The sequence below is a fragment of the Streptomyces sp. NPDC005820 genome, from assembly GCF_040630255.1.
Taxonomy (GTDB): domain Bacteria; phylum Actinomycetota; class Actinomycetes; order Streptomycetales; family Streptomycetaceae; genus Streptomyces.
Window position 1 is genome coordinate 1 of record NZ_JBEXXE010000041.1, and the last position, 18,611, is coordinate 18,611.

16 protein-coding genes and 3 pseudogenes are annotated in these 18,611 nt (G+C 71.1%); 11 read left to right on the forward strand and 8 right to left on the reverse strand.

Translation table 11 applies throughout. The annotated features are described in order from the left end of the window. The coding region (locus ABZ464_RS38305) for a superoxide dismutase (RefSeq protein WP_359285516.1) at positions 1-537 on the forward strand (537 nt) is incomplete at its 5' end. A gap of 32 nt (positions 538-569) precedes the next feature. Here ABZ464_RS38305 and ABZ464_RS38310 read toward each other — a convergent pair. Together ABZ464_RS38310 and ABZ464_RS38315 are read right to left on the reverse strand one after the other, a co-directional pair. Next, positions 570-1,297, reverse strand: a pseudogene (locus ABZ464_RS38310) (ATP-binding cassette domain-containing protein). Position 1,298: 1 nt separating this feature from the next. Continuing rightward, positions 1,299-1,445, reverse strand: a pseudogene (locus ABZ464_RS38315) (ABC transporter ATP-binding protein); the annotation flags it as partial. Positions 1,446-2,360: 915 nt separating this feature from the next. Between ABZ464_RS38315 and ABZ464_RS38320 the strand changes: the two are divergent. From ABZ464_RS38320 to ABZ464_RS38340, 5 genes and pseudogenes are all read left to right on the forward strand, one after another. After that, a complete protein-coding gene (locus ABZ464_RS38320; protein ID WP_359285519.1) occupies positions 2,361-3,845 on the forward strand; it encodes a ricin-type beta-trefoil lectin domain protein in 1,485 nt (494 codons plus the stop codon). A 680-nt stretch (positions 3,846-4,525) separates the two neighbouring features. Further along, a complete protein-coding gene (locus tag ABZ464_RS38325) occupies positions 4,526-4,987 on the forward strand; it encodes a hypothetical protein (protein ID WP_359285521.1) in 462 nt (153 codons plus the stop codon). 158 nt (positions 4,988-5,145) lie between these two features. Beyond that, positions 5,146-5,307, forward strand: coding sequence for a helix-turn-helix domain-containing protein (locus tag ABZ464_RS38330; RefSeq protein WP_359285524.1), 162 nt, complete (start codon positions 5,146-5,148; stop codon positions 5,305-5,307). A gap of 94 nt (positions 5,308-5,401) precedes the next feature. Further along, positions 5,402-7,042, forward strand: a pseudogene (locus ABZ464_RS38335) (heavy metal translocating P-type ATPase); the annotation flags it as partial. Next, the gene (locus ABZ464_RS38340) at positions 7,039-7,554 is read left to right on the forward strand and encodes a copper chaperone PCu(A)C (protein WP_359285527.1); all 516 of its coding nucleotides are present in this window, start codon (positions 7,039-7,041) and stop codon (positions 7,552-7,554) included. The pseudogene ABZ464_RS38335 and the gene ABZ464_RS38340, both read left to right, overlap by 4 nt. A gap of 12 nt (positions 7,555-7,566) precedes the next feature. On the opposite strand, the gene ABZ464_RS38345 is transcribed toward ABZ464_RS38340, so the two are convergent. Both ABZ464_RS38345 and ABZ464_RS38350 read right to left on the reverse strand, forming a co-directional pair. Next, the gene (locus tag ABZ464_RS38345) at positions 7,567-9,567 is read right to left on the reverse strand and encodes a ricin-type beta-trefoil lectin domain protein (protein WP_359285529.1); all 2,001 of its coding nucleotides are present in this window, start codon (positions 9,565-9,567) and stop codon (positions 7,567-7,569) included. 171 nt (positions 9,568-9,738) lie between these two features. Further along, on the reverse strand, positions 9,739-10,680 hold the full coding sequence (locus ABZ464_RS38350) for a helix-turn-helix domain-containing protein (RefSeq protein ID WP_359285532.1): 942 nt from the start codon (positions 10,678-10,680) through the stop codon (positions 9,739-9,741). A gap of 242 nt (positions 10,681-10,922) precedes the next feature. Between ABZ464_RS38350 and ABZ464_RS38355 the strand changes: the two genes are divergently transcribed. The 5 genes from ABZ464_RS38355 to ABZ464_RS38375 are packed head-to-tail and all read left to right on the forward strand — an operon-like array spanning position 10,923 to position 15,226. After that, positions 10,923-11,909, forward strand: a complete 987-nt coding sequence (locus ABZ464_RS38355; RefSeq protein WP_359285534.1) for a phenylacetaldoxime dehydratase family protein — start codon at positions 10,923-10,925, stop codon at positions 11,907-11,909. A 15-nt stretch (positions 11,910-11,924) separates the two neighbouring features. Then, positions 11,925-13,484: an amidase gene (locus tag ABZ464_RS38360; RefSeq protein WP_359285536.1), complete on the forward strand. Its 1,560-nt coding sequence runs from the start codon at positions 11,925-11,927 to the stop codon at positions 13,482-13,484. 13 nt (positions 13,485-13,497) lie between these two features. Next, positions 13,498-14,190: a nitrile hydratase subunit beta gene (nthB, locus tag ABZ464_RS38365; protein ID WP_359285539.1), complete on the forward strand. Its 693-nt coding sequence runs from the start codon at positions 13,498-13,500 to the stop codon at positions 14,188-14,190. A 2-nt stretch (positions 14,191-14,192) separates the two neighbouring features. After that, entirely contained in the window at positions 14,193-14,804 is a 612-nt protein-coding gene (gene nthA / locus ABZ464_RS38370; protein ID WP_359285542.1) for a nitrile hydratase subunit alpha, read from the forward strand. After that, complete coding sequence (locus ABZ464_RS38375) at positions 14,801-15,226, forward strand: nitrile hydratase accessory protein (RefSeq protein ID WP_359285545.1); 426 nt, start codon at positions 14,801-14,803, stop codon at positions 15,224-15,226. The genes nthA and ABZ464_RS38375 overlap by 4 nt, the downstream gene beginning before the upstream one ends. On the opposite strand, the gene ABZ464_RS38380 is transcribed toward ABZ464_RS38375, so the two are convergent. From ABZ464_RS38380 to ABZ464_RS38395, 4 genes are all read right to left on the reverse strand, one after another. Then, on the reverse strand, positions 15,191-16,150 hold the full coding sequence (locus ABZ464_RS38380; RefSeq protein ID WP_359285548.1) for a LysR family transcriptional regulator: 960 nt from the start codon (positions 16,148-16,150) through the stop codon (positions 15,191-15,193). The genes ABZ464_RS38375 and ABZ464_RS38380 overlap by 36 nt on opposite strands. Before the next feature lie 84 nt (positions 16,151-16,234). Next, positions 16,235-17,497, reverse strand: a complete 1,263-nt coding sequence (locus ABZ464_RS38385; RefSeq protein WP_359285551.1) for a hypothetical protein — start codon at positions 17,495-17,497, stop codon at positions 16,235-16,237. A gap of 16 nt (positions 17,498-17,513) precedes the next feature. Beyond that, on the reverse strand, positions 17,514-17,651 hold the full coding sequence (locus ABZ464_RS38390) for a hypothetical protein (protein WP_359285554.1): 138 nt from the start codon (positions 17,649-17,651) through the stop codon (positions 17,514-17,516). Positions 17,652-17,719: 68 nt separating this feature from the next. Further along, positions 17,720-18,577, reverse strand: coding sequence for a bifunctional 5,10-methylenetetrahydrofolate dehydrogenase/5,10-methenyltetrahydrofolate cyclohydrolase (locus tag ABZ464_RS38395; RefSeq protein WP_359285557.1), 858 nt, complete (start codon positions 18,575-18,577; stop codon positions 17,720-17,722). Between the last annotated feature and the right edge of the window lie 34 nt (positions 18,578-18,611).

An 18,611-nucleotide genomic window follows, 5' to 3' on the forward strand; every position in this document is an offset into this window, starting at 1 on the left:
TACGTCAAGGGCGCGAACGACACGCTGGAGCAGCTCGCGGAGGCGCGGGACAAGGAGTCGTGGGGCTCGATCAACGGCCTGGAGAAGAACCTGGCGTTCCACCTTTCCGGGCACATCCTGCACTCGATCTACTGGCACAACATGACCGGCGAGGGCGGCGGCGAGCCGCTGGCCGCCGACGGTGTCGGCGACCTGGCGGACGCGATCACCGAGTCCTTCGGCTCCTTCGCCGGCTTCAAGGGCCAGCTCACCAAGGCCGCGGCCACCACCCAGGGTTCGGGCTGGGGCGTCCTCGCCCACGAGCCGCTCAGCGGGCACCTGATCGTCGAGCAGGTCTACGACCACCAGGGCAACGTCGGCCAGGGCTCCACCCCGATCCTGGTCTTCGACGCCTGGGAGCACGCCTTCTACCTCCAGTACAAGAACCAGAAGGTCGACTTCATCGACGCCATGTGGGCCGTCGTCAACTGGCAGGACGTGGCCCGGCGTTACGCCGCCGCCAAGGAGCGCGGCGACAGCCTGCTGCTCGCGCCCTGACGTATGAGAACGTCCTGCTCGTGATCGTCTTCTCAACCTTCACTTGCAGGCGGTAGGACGGGGGGCTCCCGCGAGGACGTGACTCGCGGGAGCCTCTCCGCCGTTGAAGGGGCTTCCTCGCCCAGCGTGTCCCACTCGGCCGTGCGGTCGCACCAGCGGTGCAGGAGCACACGGTCGTGGCCGACCGCGAGCAGGCCCGCACCGGTGGTCCGGCGGTACTCCTCGACGACGGCGACCAGTGCGGCGGCGGTGGAGGCGTCGAGCATCGCCGTCATCTCGTCGCACACCAGCCAGCGCGGGCGCAGCACGAGGGCGCGGGCCAGGCAGGCGCGTTGCAGTTGGCCGTCGCTGACTTCGTGCGGGCGCCGCTGAGCAGGTCGGAGGTCAGGCCGACGGCCGCGGCCAGTTCGGTGACCCGCTCGGGGGCGGCCTCGCGGCGTCCGGTGGCGCGCAGGGGCTCCGCGATCAGGTCGGTGAGTCGCAGCCGGGGGTCCGCGGAGAGCCGGGGCTGCTGGAAGACGATCCCGACGGCGGTGCGCTGTTCGCGCGGTGCGCGGTGGCGCCGGCGGTGTACCGGGGCGCCTTCGAGGAGGAGGGTGCCGGAGTCGGGGCGGTGCAGGAGGGCGGCGACACGGGCGAGGGTGGACTTGCCGGAGCCGCTGGGGCCGAGCAGGCCGACGGCCTCGCCGGGGGCGACGGTCAGGGAGACGCCCCGCACCACGGGTGCGTACCGGTCGTATCCGGCGGTGATGCGGTGCAGTTCAAGCGCGGAGGTCCTCCTGCACGTACGGGTGGTGACAGGCGACCGTGTCCGCCATGAGCGGCAGCCGGGCGCATGTGTCGGTGGCCCGGTCGCAACGGGCGGCGAAGGCACAGCCGTCGGGGAGGCCCGAGTTGGGTTCGAGTCCCACCCGCCTCACTGTGCACCCCTGTGACCTGCGGAAACGTCTCACCGTTGACCGGCGGTCATATCCCGGTGAACTGGACTGCTTCCGTGCAGGCCGTCTCCCGGCACCCGAGGTCACCGGGCAGCACTTCCGAATCCTTGTGTCCTGCCGGCGTCCCGAATTCGACACCGAGACGCTCGCACAGCCCACCCACCACGCCGCCCTCGCGCAGGTCAGCGCGAACCCAACGCCCGCTGCCCAAGCGCTCAGTGGAGCGGCGACTTCAGCTGGCTCTCGACAAAGGTGAAGCGGCTGGCGAACTGCGCCTCCAGCGATTACTGCAACGGCACTCAGCCGGCTGCGGGTTCAACGGGCAACGACTCAACCGGGTCCAAGCTCACTGCCTGCGATGGTGCCGGATCCGACCCCTATCGGGCGGCTCGCATCTCCTGGGCGCCGACACCCAGAACATCAACGGCAGAAGAAGGGCACCCGGCGTCGAGCCACCGTTCTCCACCGGCGCCAGGCCCACGGCCTGGCGCCTTCTTACGCCCGCATGGAAGCCGGCGGCCCGTTGTCGCATACGCCGACACCACACCATGATCAAAAGCTCGGCAACGATTACGAGCCGTTGGTACCGGGCGTCGGCTCGGACCGGGTGACAGCCATCTCGACTGCATCGCAGGGCCATGGCCGCGAACGAGCCGCGTCACGCTGCGGGGGTGCCGGACACCGCCCCCGTTCACTTCGGAACCATCACGGGTCTTGTCACTAGCGTGAGCGCTGTGCCAATGTCCGCCATGGTTACGTAAACATGGCCGGTTCAGGCGGTTCCAAGTCTGTACCGGACCCAGGTTCATCAGGTTCATCAGTGCCTCGGCTCAGGTGACGAACCCGTACTCCGCCCCTCCGCGTTTTCCCGTCACTGGAGACGACATGACCAAGACCTCGACGAGGTCCAGAAGGCTGGCCAGCGTGCTCATGGCCGGCCTCGGTGCAACACTCATGTTCCTGAGCGCCCCCGCTCCCGCCCTCGCCCAGTCGGCCGCCGACACGTCAGCCGCCTCGCACGCGTCGGTGAAGCCCTCGCCGAAGGGCGGTACCAGTGACTTCCGCGGAGTGAACTGGGCCGACCCACGCGACAACTACGCCAGTGACGCCGTGGTGCCGAGCGGGCTGTCGGTGACCGACAACTACCGCACCGTGTACCGCACCACGGACAGGATGGTGCGCGGCTTCAAGAAGAACCTGGGCGCCAACACGCTGCGACTGCCGATCAACCCGGCCACCGTGGGCACCACCTGGTGGAAGTCGTACCGTGCGACGATCGACGCGGCCACGGCCTGCGGCGACAAGGTCATCGTCAGCTACTGGGAGGCCGACACCAGCAAGGACGGCCTGGTCGACGACACGGCCGCCTGGAAGACGATGTGGAACACCGTGGTGCGGGAGTACAAGCACAACCCACGGGTCTACTTCGAGCCCATGAACGAGCCGCACGGCTACACGCTGGACCAGTGGGTGTCCGTCACCAGCGGATGGCTGGCCCAGCACAAGGACGTCCCGCGCGGCCGCGTCGTGATCAGCGGTACCGGCTACAACGACAACGTCACCGGCGTCGGCGCGGCACGCGAACTGCGCGGAACCCTGCTGTCGTTGCACTTCTACGGGTTCTGGAACAGCTACACCAAGCAGTCTGACTGGACCGCCGACCTCGAAGCCCGGATCGGCAAGTACGCCGGGCGGACCATCATCGACGAGGCCGGCGCCCCGATGACCATCGGCCTGAACTACGGCGCGTGGAACGGCAACATCTACACCTCATACCTCGCGTCGGTGGCCAACACCGCCCGCAGCAAGGGGATGGGACTGGTGTACTGGCCGGGCCTGCGCTTCGGCGACGCCTACTCGATCGAGTCGCTGGACTCCAAGGGCAACCTCGTGGACAACAGCGCCACCGGAGTAGCTCTGCTGCGCTGGGGTTACGGCTTCGGCAAGACCCCGCCGGTCAACGACCTGCCGCCCGCCCCTCCCGGCGAGGTCCTGCGCGGAGTGGGCTCGAGCCGCTGCGTCGACGTACCCGGCTTCAGCACGGCCAACGGCACCCAGCTCGACCTCTGGGACTGCAACGCCGGCGGCAACCAGTCCTGGAACTGGGACGCGGACAAGCAACTCACCGTCTACGGCAACAAGTGCATGACGGTGGGAGGCACCGGAGCCACGGCGGGGGACCCCGTGGTCATCACCGACTGCACCGGCGCGGCGGCACAGCAGTGGAACGTGAACGCGGACCTCTCCGTGTCCAGCGTCGCGAACCCGGCGCTCTGCCTGGACGCGGCCGGAGCGGGCACCGGCAACGGCACATCGGTCGACGTCTGGTACTGCAACGGCGGCAGCAACCAGCAGTGGACCAGGAGCTGACGCCGGCGCGGAACCATCAGCGCCGTCGCGCTTCGCCCCACGGCGAGGCCGGCGGCGCTCCGGTGCTCACGCGGACCACCAGCCGGGTACATCAGGTGACCGGCACCGCGTCGAACACGTTGTGGTGCACGCGGACTTGAGCCTGTCCCGGAGGGCGGAGGCGAGGTTGCTCAGGAGATATGTCGGCGGCGGGTGTTCCCCGTCCGCCCGTTGCGCAGGATGACGTCGGCGAGTGCGCGCTCGCGGAGGTAGGCAGCGGGTGTCCGGCCGTCGTGCTCGGTGGTCCACAAGTCAGGGCCGTCGTCGGCTCCGAACTTCTGGTCGCTGCTCTCTCCTCAGTGAGGTAGAGGGCGAGCTCTCGTACCGGGATGTCCTGGCCGTCGACCGTGGCCACCACGGTCGTGACGGGTGGAGCAGGTACGGCGGCCGGTGGCCGGCTGTGCCGCAGGCCGGGCAGCAGGACCGCCACGGTGATGGCGGCTGCGGCCACCAGCGCGGCAACGGGTATCGGCCAGAGCGGCACGCTGCCGCGCGCACGGTTCTTGACCGGTGTCCGGGGCCGGTGCCGCGTCGACGTGCTCATCGCCGACTCCTCTGATGCAGGCCGGCGGCGAACGCCCCTGCACCGGACCGGAAGCCGAACGCCAGGCCAACGACTTCGCCGGCGCCTTGTCTCGGCCATGGCCCTGACGTACCGCATGCACGACCTCGGCCTCCTCACCGCCTGGCAGTACCGCTCCACCTGCGCGGACCTGAGCGCACGCGGATACCGCTCGGACGAGCCACAGGGCCTGGAGAAGCGCGAGACGTCGCAGATCCTGACCAAGGTCTTCCAAGGCCTGTGGTCCAAGGGCATCCGCCCTGGTGACGTCGCCGATCCGCCCGGCGTCACGGCCGAAGAGATGGGCAGATGCTGTTCGGCCCGGCTGCGGCGACGACGGAAGACGGTGGAGACACTACGACCTGGGGGTCTCTCGCTCGCCCGGTGGGGCGGCCGCGTGCGACTGTGCCCGGACGCGGGCCCGCCCCGGTCAGACCGGGACGGGCCCTGGGGAGTGTCGGGAGGGGCTCAGTCGAGCTGGGCGACCTTGGGGCTGTCGCCGGTGGCCGAGGCGTCGGCGGGGGGCAGGGCGGTGGAGTAGACGCGGATGTTGCTGATCGATGCGTTGGCGTACTCGCCGTAGGTGCCGGAGGAGAGTTTGCGGCCGATCTGGAGGGGGCCGGTGGCGTTCCAGGGGGTGTAGGTCCAGTCCCTGGTGGCGGTGAGTTTACCGCTGCGGGGCGGGCGAAGCGTGAAGCAGTGCGCTTCGAGGCCGCGGAGATGTTCGAGCGAGGCGTCCGGCCGCCGGAGGCGGCCCGCAGGTTACGGGTGTCGCGAAAGTCGGCGTACGCCTGGCACGCCACCTGGCGCGAGGGCGGCAGCGCGGCTCTGGCCTCCAAGGGGCCCGGCGGCTTCCCGTAGGGTCCACCGCTGGTCCTCCGTCCAGCCATGCGCCGCCGGCCCCGCCTCCAGCTCGGCCTGCAGTCGTTCCGCTTGTAGATCGCTGAGCTGACGGGCCGTCGGCGTACCGCTGTTCGTGCTCGCCGGCCGGTTCCTGGAGGCGCGGGCCCGGCACGGGACCGGGGAGGCCCTGCGGTCACTGGCCCGGTTGGCCGCCAAGGACGTCTGCGTCCGCGCGGGCGACGGCTCCGAACGGCTGGTTTCCATCGAGGAGTTGAGGGCCGGACAGGTCTTCGTCGTGCGGCCCGGGGAACGGGTGGCCACCGACGGGCAGGTCACGGAGGGCAGTTCGGCCGTGGATCTGTCCCTGGTCACCGGGGAGAGCGAGCCGGTCGAGGTCGGGCCCGGTTCCGCCGTGGTCGGCGGGGCCGTCAACGCCGGCGGGCTGCTGCTCGTACGGGCCACGGCCGTCGGAGCCGACACACAACTCGCCCGGATCACCCGGCTGGTGACCGAGGCGCAGGCGGGGAAGGCGCGGGCGCAGCGGCTCGCCGACTCGGTGGCCGGGGTCTTCGTCCCGGTCGTGCTGGCGCTGGCCGCCACCGCGCTCGGATTCTGGCTGGGGGCCGGGGCCGATCCGCAGGCGGCGATCACCGCGTGCGTCGCGGTCCTCGTCGTGGCCTGCCCCTGTGCGCTCGGCCTGGCGACCCCGACCGCGCTGATGGCCGCGACCGGCCGCGGTGCCCGGATGGGTGTCCTGGTCACCGGGCCGCAGGCGCTGGAGGGGCTCCAGCACATCGACACGGTCGTGCTCGACAAGACCGGCACGCTCACCAGCGGTCACATGACGGTCGCCGAGGTCACCGCCGTACCGGACGGGCTCGGGCTCGACGTGGTGCTGCGGTGGGCGGGGGCCGTGGAGCAGGGGTCGGAGCATCCGCTCGGCCGGGCCGTCGCCGCGTATGCCCGGCGGGAGTCGGGCGAGCCACGGCTGCCGGAGGTGAGCGGGTTCGCCGCGCTGCCCGGGCGCGGGGTGCGGGGGCGGGTGGAGGGGCGGCTCGTCGAGGTCCTCGCGCCCGACGAGGACGTGCCGGTCGCCCTGGCGGATGCCCTGGCCGGGGCCGAGTCCGCCGCTCGTACGCCCGTCCTGGTCCGGGTGGACGGCACGGTCGAGGCCCTGATCGAGATCGGGGACGTCGTACGGCCCGGCAGCCACCGTGCGGTGGACCGGCTGCGGCGGCTCGGCGTACGGCCCGTACTGGCCACCGGTGACCGTGCGGCGCCCGCCCGGTCCGTCGCCGAGGCCCTCGGCATCGAGGAGGTCCACGCCCGCCGCACTCCCGAGGGCAAGGCCGATCTCGTAAGGGAGCTGAAGGAGCAGGGCCACCGGGTCGCGGTCGTCGGCGACGGGGTGAACGACGCCGCCGCGCTGGCCGGCGCCGACCTCGGGATCGCCATGGGCACCGGCACGGACGTGGCCATCGGTGCCGCCGACGTGACCCTCGTACGCGGCGAGATCGACGCCCTCGCGGACGCGGTCCTGCTGGCCCGGCGCACGCTGGGCACGATCCGCGTCAACCTGGTGTGGGCCTTCGGCTACAACGCCGTCACCGTCCCGCTCGCCATGGTCGGCCTGCTCAACCCGATGCTCGCCGCTGCCGCCATGTCGGCCAGCTCGGTCCTCGTCGTCGCCAACAGCCTGCGTCTGCGCGCCTGGCGGCCTGCGTCGCCCCCTGCCCGAAGGAGTGACCGATGACCGGACAGCACCTCTGGCGGCCGACCGGCCGTCGGCTCACCGACACCTTCCTCGCCGCGCTCGCGCCGGTCGCCGCGTGCGGGCTCGCCCTGGGCGGGCTGAGCGCGTGGACCGCCTCCGGCCACGCGGGCAGCCCGGCCCGCATCAAGGTCACCGACGGGAAGATGTTCGTGCCGTCCGGCGGGACCCCGGTCACGGCGGCGTTCTTCCGGATCACCAACAGCGGGGGTTCGGCCGACCGGCTGCTGAAGGTGACGACCGCCGAGGGCGGGGCCGACACCCCCACCCTGAGCCGTCACGTCATGACCGGTGCCAACACGGCCTCCGACCGGACCGTCGACTCCGTCGCCGTCCCGGCCGGGGACAGCCTCGCCATGTCCCCGGCCGGCCTCGACGTGGTGGTTCCCGCGAAGAAGGACTGGAAGTCCGGTGACCTCGTCGCCTTCACGCTGCACTTCGAACACAGCGGCGCGGTGCAGACCCTCGCGGTGGTCGTCCGCCCGGGTCAGTAGCTCAGAAGCGGGTCACGTCGCGGTCCACTTCTGGTTGCTCTGGCCGTTGCACGTCCACAGGAGGAGCTTGGTGCCGTTGGCGGTGGCCGCGTTCGAGGCGTCCAGGCACAGGCCCGAGAGGTCGTTGGTGAGGGTGCCGTCGGAGTGGGTCGTCCACTTCTGGTTGGTCCCGCCCGTGCAGCTCCAGATGATGACCTTGGTGCCGTTGGCGGTGCCGTTGTTGTCGGCGTCGAGGCACTTGTTGCCGTAGACGACGAGTTCGCCGCGGGAGGTGTGCGTGAAGGTCTGGTTCTGGCCGCCGCCGCAGTCCCACAGCTGTGCCTGGGTGGCGTCGGTGATGGTGTTCCTCTCCAGGTCCACACAGCGGCCGGAGGCGGTGCCGACGAAGGCGGTGCCGTCGGTGCCGGGGACGCCCTGGACGCGGATGGCGTCGATGTCGGGGGCGGTGGCGCCGGAGACGGCGGCGAAGCGCACGGTGTTCGCGCCCTTGGCCAGGTGCGCCAGGACCGAGACGGTCCGGTAGGTGGTCGCGGAGCCGGTGGGCGGGAACGACACGACGTAGGCGTACTGGTCGTTGACCTTGAGGGTGGCCTTGCGGGCCGTGCCGCCGCCGTTGGCGTAGGTGATGTCCACCAGCTCGGTGCCGGCGGTCGAGGCGTTCACACCAGTGAGGACCGGGGTGGTGGCCGCGGTGGTGTCCTCGTACGTCGTTCCGGACGCCTCGGTGCCGGAGACGGTCAGCAGGACGGCGTCGTTCGCCGGGACGGTGGTGGTGTAGCCGGTGGCGGACGAACCGGCGTCGGTGCCCGTCCAGACGTTGCGCACGGACGCGGAGGCCGAGGTGAGGCCGAGGTCGGCCCAGCGTACGGTCATCGAGGCCGCCGCGCCGGTGCGGTTGAGCAGCAGCACGGCCCGCTTGCCCGTGCCGGCGAGGATCTTGCCGTACACCTGCAGGTTCCGGGTGTCCTCGGCGACCTTGACGCCCTGCAGCCCGCGCGGGTCCTGGTCGATGGCGATCATTTCGGGGTTGGTGAGGATGTCCCGGGTCGCGGTGCTCATCGTGGCCAGGTTGTTGCCCGCCAGCAGCGGGGCGCCGGAGATCGACCACAGGCCCATGTGCAGCCGGTTCTGGGCGGCGGTCAGGCCGCTCATCCCGGTCATCAGCATGTCGGGGTCGTTGTAGGAGCCGGTGTGCTGGGCGGCCGGGTGCAGACCGCGGTCGAAGTTGGTGAGCATCTTGGCGGTGGTCGCGGTCTGGCCCCACAGGATGACGTCGGTGCTGGTGCGCCACAGGTCGCCGTGGCCGGTCGCCCAGTTCCACGGCAGTCCGGTGCCCCACTCGCAGAAGGACAGCACGAGTTCATGGCCGGTGACGGCCTCCGCCGCCTCGTTCGCGGCGGCGATCGCCTTGTACGTGGTCTCCGGGTCCAGGCCCTCCGCCTGCCCGCCGCACCAGTCGATCTTCACGTAGTCGAAGCCCCAGCGCTGGAAGGTCTCCAGGTCCTGCTGGTAGTGCCCTTCCATACCGGTGTCGGGGGCGGCCGGGCGGGTGGTGGGGTAGTAGTAGCCGCAGCCCTGCTTGCCCGCGTCGGTGTAGATGCCGGCCTTCAGGCCCTTGCTGTGGATGTAGTCGGCCACGGCCTTCATCCCGCTCGGCCACAGGTCCGCGTCGACGGCGATGGTGCCGTCGGAGGCGCGGTCGCCCTGCCACCAGCCGTCGTCGAGGTTGACGTACTGGTATCCGGCGGCCGCCATGCCGGAGGAGACCAGGGCGTCCGTCTGCTGCTTGATGACGTCGAAGTCGATGCTGCTGGCGAAGCTGTTCCAGGAGGCCCATCCCATCGGCGGCGGGGTCACGCCGATCTGGCTGGTGCTGACCGCGGCCGGTTCGACGGCCGACGGCGCCGACGGCGCGGGGCCGTGGAGGGCTGCCAGGCCGGTCAGACCGAGAGCGAGGGCCAGGACACGCGCGGTGACGCGTGACGCCCATCTGCCTGTCAGGACATTCGCCATAGGGGGTGTCTCCTGTGGTCGGTGGCCCGGATAGGGCACGAACGGGTCGATATCTCGAACCAGGTTCGGCAAGTCGGTCAGAAGGTAGGGGTGGGGATCTGACGGGTCAATGGTTCTGTCGATTCCCGTTGGATTTTGTGGGGCTGAAGGGGAGGAGGTGTCCTGCCCGCCCTATCCGTGCAGTTCGCGGTACCGGCTCGGGCTCACTCCGTACCTGGCCTTGAAGGCCCTGCTGAAGACGGCCAGGTCCGTGAAGCCGAAGTGCGAGGCGATGTCGGTCAGGGGGCGGTGGGTGTTCCGCGGCGACAGCATCGCCTCGCGGCAGGCCTGCAGACGGCGCAGACGGATCGTGGCCGCGACGGTCTCGCCGGAACGGGCGAACAGCCGGTGCAGGGTCCGGGGCGAGACGAAGAACGCCTGCGCGATCTGCTGAGGTGTCAGATCGGCGTCGTCGACATGGGCGTCGATGTACCGCAGGATGTTTTCCCGCAATTCCAGCGCCCGTGAGTCCTGATCACCCGGATCGCTTTCCTCGAGCGCGGCCGTGATCGCCAATTCCGCTATTTCGTCGGCCAGTCTGATCGCACCGCCGGAGGAGACGTCCCGATCATGGAGGAGAAGACCCGACAACAGCGGGGAAAGCAGTTGCCCGACCCCGGAATCGGCGCGGACCGTTCGCGCCGTCAACTGCTGTGACCGCGCCTCGCTCAGCGGAATCGACTCCCGAGGCCAGGTGAACACGCGCAGATGCCAGTCCGGGCGCAGATGCCAGGTGAACGGCCGGGCGGTCTCGTAGAGCGCGAAGTCCCCCGGCCGCAGCGCGCAGCTCCGCCCGTCCTGGACGAGTTCGCCCTCGCCCGCCACGACCAGGCCGATCTGCATCAGGTCGAGCGGCCGGCGCGAGGTCAGCCGGCCGGTCCGGTCGAAGGTCTGGGACGTGGCGAGGACATCGGCCGCCATGAGGTGCGCCAGCCGCCGGGTGCGCACGGTTCCGGTGAACCGCGACGAGTCGTCCGGCCTGATGTCGAGCGCCACGAAAGTGTCCCGGATGGCGTCGGTCCAGGCGGCCGGCGAATTGGTCCGCACGATCTCCGTGAGGCTCGAGTTGGACACGAGGCTGCTCCTCCCACGTGGACTGCACCGTAGGAGCGTGCCGAGCGCGGGTCAATACGCCCGGGTGCCCTCCGTGAATCGATCAGCGGGCGATCACGGGAGTGGCGCAGAGCGTCAAGCGGGCTGTCGCTGAGGGACAAACACCCGGCTCCGGGCCGCCGTACGGTCAATCACCGCCGACCCGATCTGGAGGCCCCATGCCCCGTCATATTCGTGTCACCGACTCGGAACCGCGTTTCGAAATGTGGTCGACCACTTATCCCGAAGGCGTCACCGAGATTCTGTTCGCCCAGTTCGGCGTCCAGGCCCCGAGCCTCGACGAGGCGAACAAGGCGATCGAGGAGATGCTTCCGCTGTTCGGCGCGGACGCACAGCCGACGGTTCTCGACCGGGGGCAGTACACCGACGCCTACGGGTACGCGAACGCCACGCTCATGGCGTACTGGTTCGCGCCCGAGGAGTACGAGCGCTGGGCCCGGCAGGAGGCGGTCGGGACCTTCTGGGAAACGCGGCCGGTCAGCGGACCCCTCGGCTACTACCGGGAGGCCGTGACCATACCCCGCGACCACATCGAGACGCTGTACACACCGCACGACCCCGAGGAGTACGACACCCCCGGCATCGCCCGGCATGTGCGGGTCGGGCCGACCAAGGTGCACGACTACTGGGGATCGGCGAGGGACCGTATCACCGCCTCGCGGACCGACGAACTCGAAGGCGCGCTGTACGCGTACACCCCGACCACCGAGGAGACGCTCGGCAAGCGGGTCTCCGTCACCGTGCCGGGGAACGTCTGTCTGATCCGCACCGCCCAGGACTGGCGCAGGAGCACCGTCTTCAAGGACGACTACTTCGCGAACGTCGACCCGGTGAAGGACGTCGGTGTCGACTATCTGGCCACCCACCCCGACACCGGCTGTCTGCAGACCCGCAAGATCCGTGAGCAGGCCCTCGGCGGCGAGATCATCGACCGCGCGTGCACCGTCGGCTGGTTCCTGTCCCTCGAACACCTCATGACGTGGTCGCGCGGCCACCGCAGCCATCTGGAGATCTACGGCGCCTTCTTCCAGATGATGCAGGGCAAGGACGGGCAGCCGATGGACATGTCGCTCTGGCACGAGGTCTCGGTGATCCCCGAGGGCGGCGGGTCCTCGGAGTACGTCAACTGCCACAACCGGACCGGCTTCCTGACCGTCCTCGACCACACCCCCGCGCACGTCGCCGGATAGCGGAGGAGCTGCCCCATGTCGTCGCTTCCCCCACCGGACACCGAGCGTCTCGCCGCCCTGGACCGGCACTACCGGTTCGGTCTGTCCCCGGCCGAACTCACCGAGTACGCCCCCGCGGTCGAGGCCTCGCTGGCCTCCTCCACCGCCGTCGAGGAACTCTACGCACGCCTCGGCGGGAGCACCCCGCCGCCCGAGCGGGCCTGGGCGCCGGCCGGGCCGGAGCACAACCGCCTCGGCGCCTGGTACGTGACCACCTCGCTCACCGGGGCGCCGGACGGCCCCCTCGCCGGGCGCACCGTGGCGGTCAAGGACAACATCGCCGTGGCGGGCGTGCCGATGATGAACGGATCCCGTACGGTCGAGGGCTTCGTACCCCGTCAGGACGCCACCGTGGTCCGCCGGCTGCTCGACGCCGGGGCCACCATCACCGGCAAGGCCGTGTGCGAGGACCTGTGCTTCTCCGGGGCCAGTTTCACCTCGCGGCCGGGCCCGGTCCGCAACCCGTGGGACGAGACCCGCAACGCCGGCGGGTCCTCCAGCGGCTGCGGCGCCCTGGTGGCCACCGGCGAGGCCGATCTGGCCGTCGGCGGGGACCAGGGCGGCTCGATCCGTATCCCGGGCGCCTTCTGCGGGATCGTCGGACACAAACCGACGCACGGACTGGTGCCGTACACCGGCGCGTTCCCCATCGAGCGGACCATCGACCACCTCGGGCCGATGGCCCGTACGGTGGCCGACGCCGCGGCCCTGCTCGGTGTCCTGGCGGGCCCGGACGGCGCGGATCCCCGGCAGCCGGGCGTCATCGCACCGGTCGACTACCCGGCGGCACTCGCCGAACCCGCGTCGGGACTGCGGGTCGGCGTGGTCGCCGAAGGATTCGGTACGGCCGTGTCGGACCCGGCGGTCGACGGCTCCGTCCGTGCCGCGATCGACGTCCTGCGCGGCGCCGGGCTCGACGTGGCGGAGGTGTCGGTCCCCTGGCACACCGACGCGCTCCACGTGTGGAACGTGATCGCGACCGAGGGCGCCGCCTACCAGATGCTCGACGGCAACGCCTACGGCATGAACACCGACGGCTTTTACGACCCTGAGCTGATCGCCCACTTCGCCCGCCGACGGCTGGAGCGCGGCCACGAGCTGTCCCGGACGGTGAAGCTGGTGGGGCTGTCGGGGCGCTACACCTTCGAGGAGGGCGGCGGGAGGTACTACGCCATGGCCCGCCGGCTCGTCCCCGAGGTGCGCGCGGCCTACGACGCCGCGCTGGCCCGGTACGACGTGCTGGTCATGCCCACGCTCCCGTACACCGCGCCCGCGCTTCCCCCGGCCGACGTCACGCTGGCCGACTATCTGACCACCGCGCTGTCGATGGTCGGCAACACCGCCCCGTTCGACGTGAGCGGCCACCCGGCCTGCACGGTGCCGGCCGGACCGGTCGGCGGTCTGCCGACGGGCCTGATGATCATCGGCCGGCGCTTCGACGACGCCACCGTCCTGCGGGTGGCGCACACCTACGAACAGGCCGTCGGAGGCTTCCCCGCACCGCCGGTCCCCGCGAGCAACGGAGTGGCCGTATGAACGGAGTGGCCGTATGAACGGTGTATTCGACCTCGGCGGCACGGACGGGCTGGGCCCCGTCCTGACCGAGGACAACGAACCGGTCTTCCGCGCCGACTGGGAGAAGGCGGCGTTCTCCCTGTTCGCGAGCTGCTTCCGGGCCGGGCTGTTCAACGTCGACATGTTCCGGCACGGGATCGAGCAGATGGACCCGGCGGAGTACCTGCTGTCCAACTACTACGAGCACTGGGTGCACACCGCCGAGCACTTCGCGGCGAAGGCCGGGATGATCGACCCCGCCGAACTGGCCGCGCGGACCGCGTTCTTCCTCGCGCACCCGGACGCGGCACTGCCGCAGCGCGAGGACCCCGAGCTGCTGGCCTTCGTCGACGCCGCCGTCACCGGCGGGGCGCCCGCGGCACGCGCGTCGGACAGGGCGGCCGGGTTCACGGTCGGCGACGTCGTCACCATCGCAGGGGACAGCCCGCTCGGACACACCCGCCGGGCCCGCTACGTCAGGGGCCGCACCGGTGTGGTCACCGGGGCGCACGGCACCTTCATCTACCCCGACAGCGCCGGCAACGGCGGCGGTGACGCGCCCGAGCACCTCTACACCGTCCGCTTCACGGCACGTGAGCTCTGGGGCGAGAAGGCCGGCGACCCGAACGCCACGGTCTGCTACGACGCCTGGGAGCCCTACATGACTCTCGCCGAAGGGAAGAAGTGAGCATGGCACCGACCGACACCCGGCTGCGGACGCAGGCGGAGATCACCGCGCGGGTCAAGGCGCTGGAAGCGCTGCTGATCGAGAAGGGCGTCCTGACCACCGCCGCGGTGGACCGGCTGACCGAGATCTACGAGAACGAGGTCGGACCCCAGCTCGGCGCCAAGGTCGTGGCGCGGGCCTGGACCGACCCCGACTTCAAGGCCCGGCTGCTCGCCGACGCCTCCGCCGCCTGCGCGGAGATGGGCATCGGCGGCCTCCAGGGCGAGGACATGGTCGTCGTCGAGAACACCGACACCGTCCACAACGTGATCGTCTGCACGCTGTGCTCGTGCTATCCGTGGCCCGTGCTCGGGCTGCCGCCCAACTGGTACAAGGCGCCGCCGTTCCGGGCCCGTATCGTCCGGGAGCCGCGCAAGGTGCTCGCCGAGGACTTCCGGTTCCCGATCCCGGACTCGGTGGAGATCCGGGTCTGGGACTCCAGCTCCGAACTGCGGTACTGGGTGCTGCCGCAGCGGCCCGCGGGCACCGAGGGCCTGAGCGCCGAGCGGCTTCGGGCGCTGGTCACCCGGAACTCGATGATCGGCGTCGGCCCCGTCGCCGCCCCGGCGTCATGAGCGCCGCGCAGCGGCCGGACGCCGCCGGACCCGAGGACGCGCGTCGCCGGGTGGAGGACCTCGTGTGCGGTCTGCCGGGCGCCGACCGGCCCTTCGAAGCGCCGTGGGAGCTGCGGGCCTTCGCGATGGCGGTCGCCGCCCATGACGGCGGCCACTACGCGTGGAGCGAGTTCCAGCTGTCGCTCATCGAGTCCATCCGGCGCTGGGAGAAGGAGCCGGACGGCGAGCCGTGGAGCTACTACGCCCACTGGCTCGCGGCACTGGAGAGCGTCCTCGCCGGTCGGGGCACCCTGTCGCAGGCGAGCCTCACGGACCGGACACGGACGGTACTGGCCACCCCCCGTGACACCGACCACCATCGGGCCCACCGCGACCCGGTGGCCGTCTCACCGGCCCGGGCGGCCGGTTCGCACCACCGGTAGGGGAGTGCCCGACCGGGGCTCCAGGGTGGGGATGGGGTTGTTTCTGAACCACTCGCCGAGGAACGCGAGGAAGACGGTGACCTTGCGTGGGGTCGGCCGGCCCGGGGCGTAGATCGCGTACAGCGGGCGCTCCGGGACGAGATGGCCGGGCAGCACCGGCCGGAGCGTGCCGGCCAGCAGGTCGTCGTAGACCGAGCGCTGCGGCAGCAGGGCGATGCCACGGCCGTGGACCGCCGCCTTCTGCAGGGCGAGGTAGGAGTTCGAGGAGTACACCACCTTGCGGATCTTGTGCAGCGTGGAGGACGATCCGTGCCCCAGCCGCCAGACGGGTTCGTTGACGTGCACGAGGCAGTCGTGGGCGGCCAGTTCGTTGGGGTGCGCCGGGGCCCCGCACCGGTCGAGGTACTCCGGGGCCGCGCACAGCGCGAACGGGAGGGAGGCGACCTTCTTGAGGTGGACGCTGGAGTCCCGCAGATCGCGGGTGTGCAGGGCGACGTCGAAGCCGCTGTCCAGGAAGTCGTAGGTGCGGTCCGACATGCCGCCCAGTTCGAAACGCACGACGATCTTCGGATGGGCGGCGGAGAAGGCGGCGATCGCGTCACCGAGGTCGAGGCTGCCGATCCACTTCGGGGAGACGACGCTCAGGCCCCCCTCCGCCCGGTCGTGCAGCTGCGCGATGCCCGCGTCCTCCGCCTCTATCTCCTTGAGGATGCGGGCGGCGAACTCGGCATAGCGCAGCCCCGGCTCGGTGAGGCTGACGGAACGGGCCGTCCGGTTGACGAGCCGGACCCCGATCTGCCGCTCCAGCTCCGCGACATGGCGGGAGACGAGCGACCCCGAGGAACTGAGGGCCCGGGCGGCTCCGCTGAAACTGCCGAGCTGGGCGACCGTGACGAAGCTGCGCATCAGGAGCATGCGGTCCATGACGTTTCTCCCGTCGTCCGTGGCCCGACTGGATCCACTAAATCGATCCAGTGGAGGGTCGAGGTTAACAGAGCCGTCGGTGGCTCAGCGGGCGCCGGCCCGCCGCCGGGCCACCGGCACCCGCATCAGGTCGTCGCCGACCAGCGCGGGCCCGCCGTACCCCGCGCGGTGTGCGCTGTCGCGCAGCAGCCGGTGCCAGGTCGCCTCGGGGACGTCGGTCCGCCGGCCAGGTCCGAGGTGGGTGGCGACCAGGGCGCGGGCGTCCGACTCGGCGGCGATCCGGCCGAGTTCGGCCACATCGGTGTGGGTGGCCAGGATGTGCTCGATCAGGGCCGCCGGCAGACCGAGGCCGGCCAGACCGGCGGGGTGGAGGGCCTCGTGGACCAGGACGTCGGTGTGCCGGGCGAGCCGGATCAGGTTCGGGCTCGGGGAGGTGTCGCCGGAGAGGACGACACTGCCGTGGTCGGTGTCGAAGCGGTAGGCGTAGGCGGGGTACACCGCGCCGTGCGGGACCAGGACGGCGGTGACCCTGACGTCGTCGTTCTCCATGACGGTGAAGGGCGCCATGTCCGGCGCGGTGTCCGTCGCGGAGGCGCCCACGTGGGACGGGGGCAGGACGTCGTGGACCCGGAGCAGCGTGGCCGGGTCGATGCCGAAGTGCTCGGTCATGAAGAAGGCGGGCGCGGCGGCGTACGCCTGTCCGGCCGGCCTCCATGTGCGGAAGGCCTTCATGTCGTCGCCCGAGTACGTCGCCGGCAGGGTGTTGGCGATCCAGCCGGACTCCGTGGCGACCGAGGCGTAGGCGCGGGCGCCGACCTGGCGCAGCCCGAACTCCTCGCCGGCCTCCAGGATGATGTCCCGCACCGAGGCGAAGTCCGCGTAGGGCCCGGTGAACTCGTAGCCGGGGAAGCCGGACATCCGGTGGTTGAGCGCGGTGACCTCGTGCGGGCCGACCTTGAAGCGGCCCATGTGGAAGAAGGGGATGTCGGGCATCGGGCCGCCGTTGACCTTCTCGAAGATCGCCGCGGCGTGCGGGCCCTGGAGCTGGAGCCGGAACAGCTCGCGGCCCTTGGGGCTGTTCACCGTACGCTCGTCACGGCGGACGGTGACGTCCCAGTCGCCGGTCTCGGCGTGGAACTGCACCCAGTTCAGGGCCGGTGGGCGGCCGACGACCCGGACGTGGTGGTCGCCGACGCAGAAGAGGATGGCGTCGCCGATCATCTGGCCGTCGGGGCGGACCGTGATGAGCTGCTTGGCGCTGCCGGGGCCGAAGCCCTGGAAGCTGTTGGCGCCGAGGTGCTCCAGCAGCCGGTAGGTGTCGGGCCCCCGCACGATCAGGTCGGGCATGTGGTGGGCAGGTCCATCAGCGCCACGCCTCCTGTTCGTCACGCCAGTTGCTGAACTCCGCCCGGATCGGGAACGGATAGGCGCCTGAGCGTCCCTGCCGCAGCAGTGCGAGCGGTCCTCCGGCGTTGTTGATCTCTTCTTCGAGGCTGGGCATGGCATTCCTCGCGATCGCTGACGCACGGCTCCGTCGCCGTGCTGGGGGAGAAGGAATGGGTTCGGGTGCTACCGGCCGGAGCCGTGGGACCACCGGGCCGCGCGCAGGGTGTTGGCCAGCAGCAGGGCGATGGTCATCGGCCCCACGCCGCCGGGCACCGGGGTGAGGCGCGCGGCCAGGCCGTCCAGTTCGGTGGCGCGGACATCGCCGGTCAGCCCGGTGCCGGTCCGGTGGATGCCGACGTCGACGACCGTGGCGCCCGGCTTGACGTGCTCGGGCCCGATGAGCCCCGGTACTCCGGCGGCGACGACGAGGATGTCGGCCGGCCGGGTCACGGCGGCCAGGTCGGGGGTGTGGCGGTGGGCGACGGTGACCGTGGCGTCGCGCCGCAGGAGCAGCTGGGCCATGGGCCGGCCGACCAGTTCGGACCGTCCGACCACCACCGCGTGGGCGCCCTTGACGGTGACCCCCTCCGCGTCGAGGAGTTCCATGACGCCGCTGGGGGTGCAGGGGCGCAGGCCGTACGCGCCGCGGGCCAGCAGACCGGCGCTGGCGGTGGTCAGGCCGTCGACGTCCTTGACGGCCGGGATGCGGTCGATGAGCGCGGCGCTGTCGAGCCCCGCGGGCAGCGGGAGCTGGAGCAGGATCCCGGAGACCTCGGGATCGGCCGCGAGCGCGTCGAGGACGGCGGCCACGTCCTCCTGCGTCGCGTCCGCGGGCAGCGCCCGGTGCACGTCCCGCATCCCCGCCGCCCGCACCGCGCGCCGCTTGTTCGCGACGTACACGGCACTGGCCGGGTCCTCGCCGACCAGGACCGTCGCCAGTGCGGGCACGATCCCTGTGGCGGCGACGAAGGAGGCGGTCTCCTCGGCCACCTTCGACCGGACGTCCCGGGCGGTCTTCCTGCCGTCGATCGTTGAAGTCATGGGGGACTCGTCTTTCTCCGGAGCCTTTCTCCGG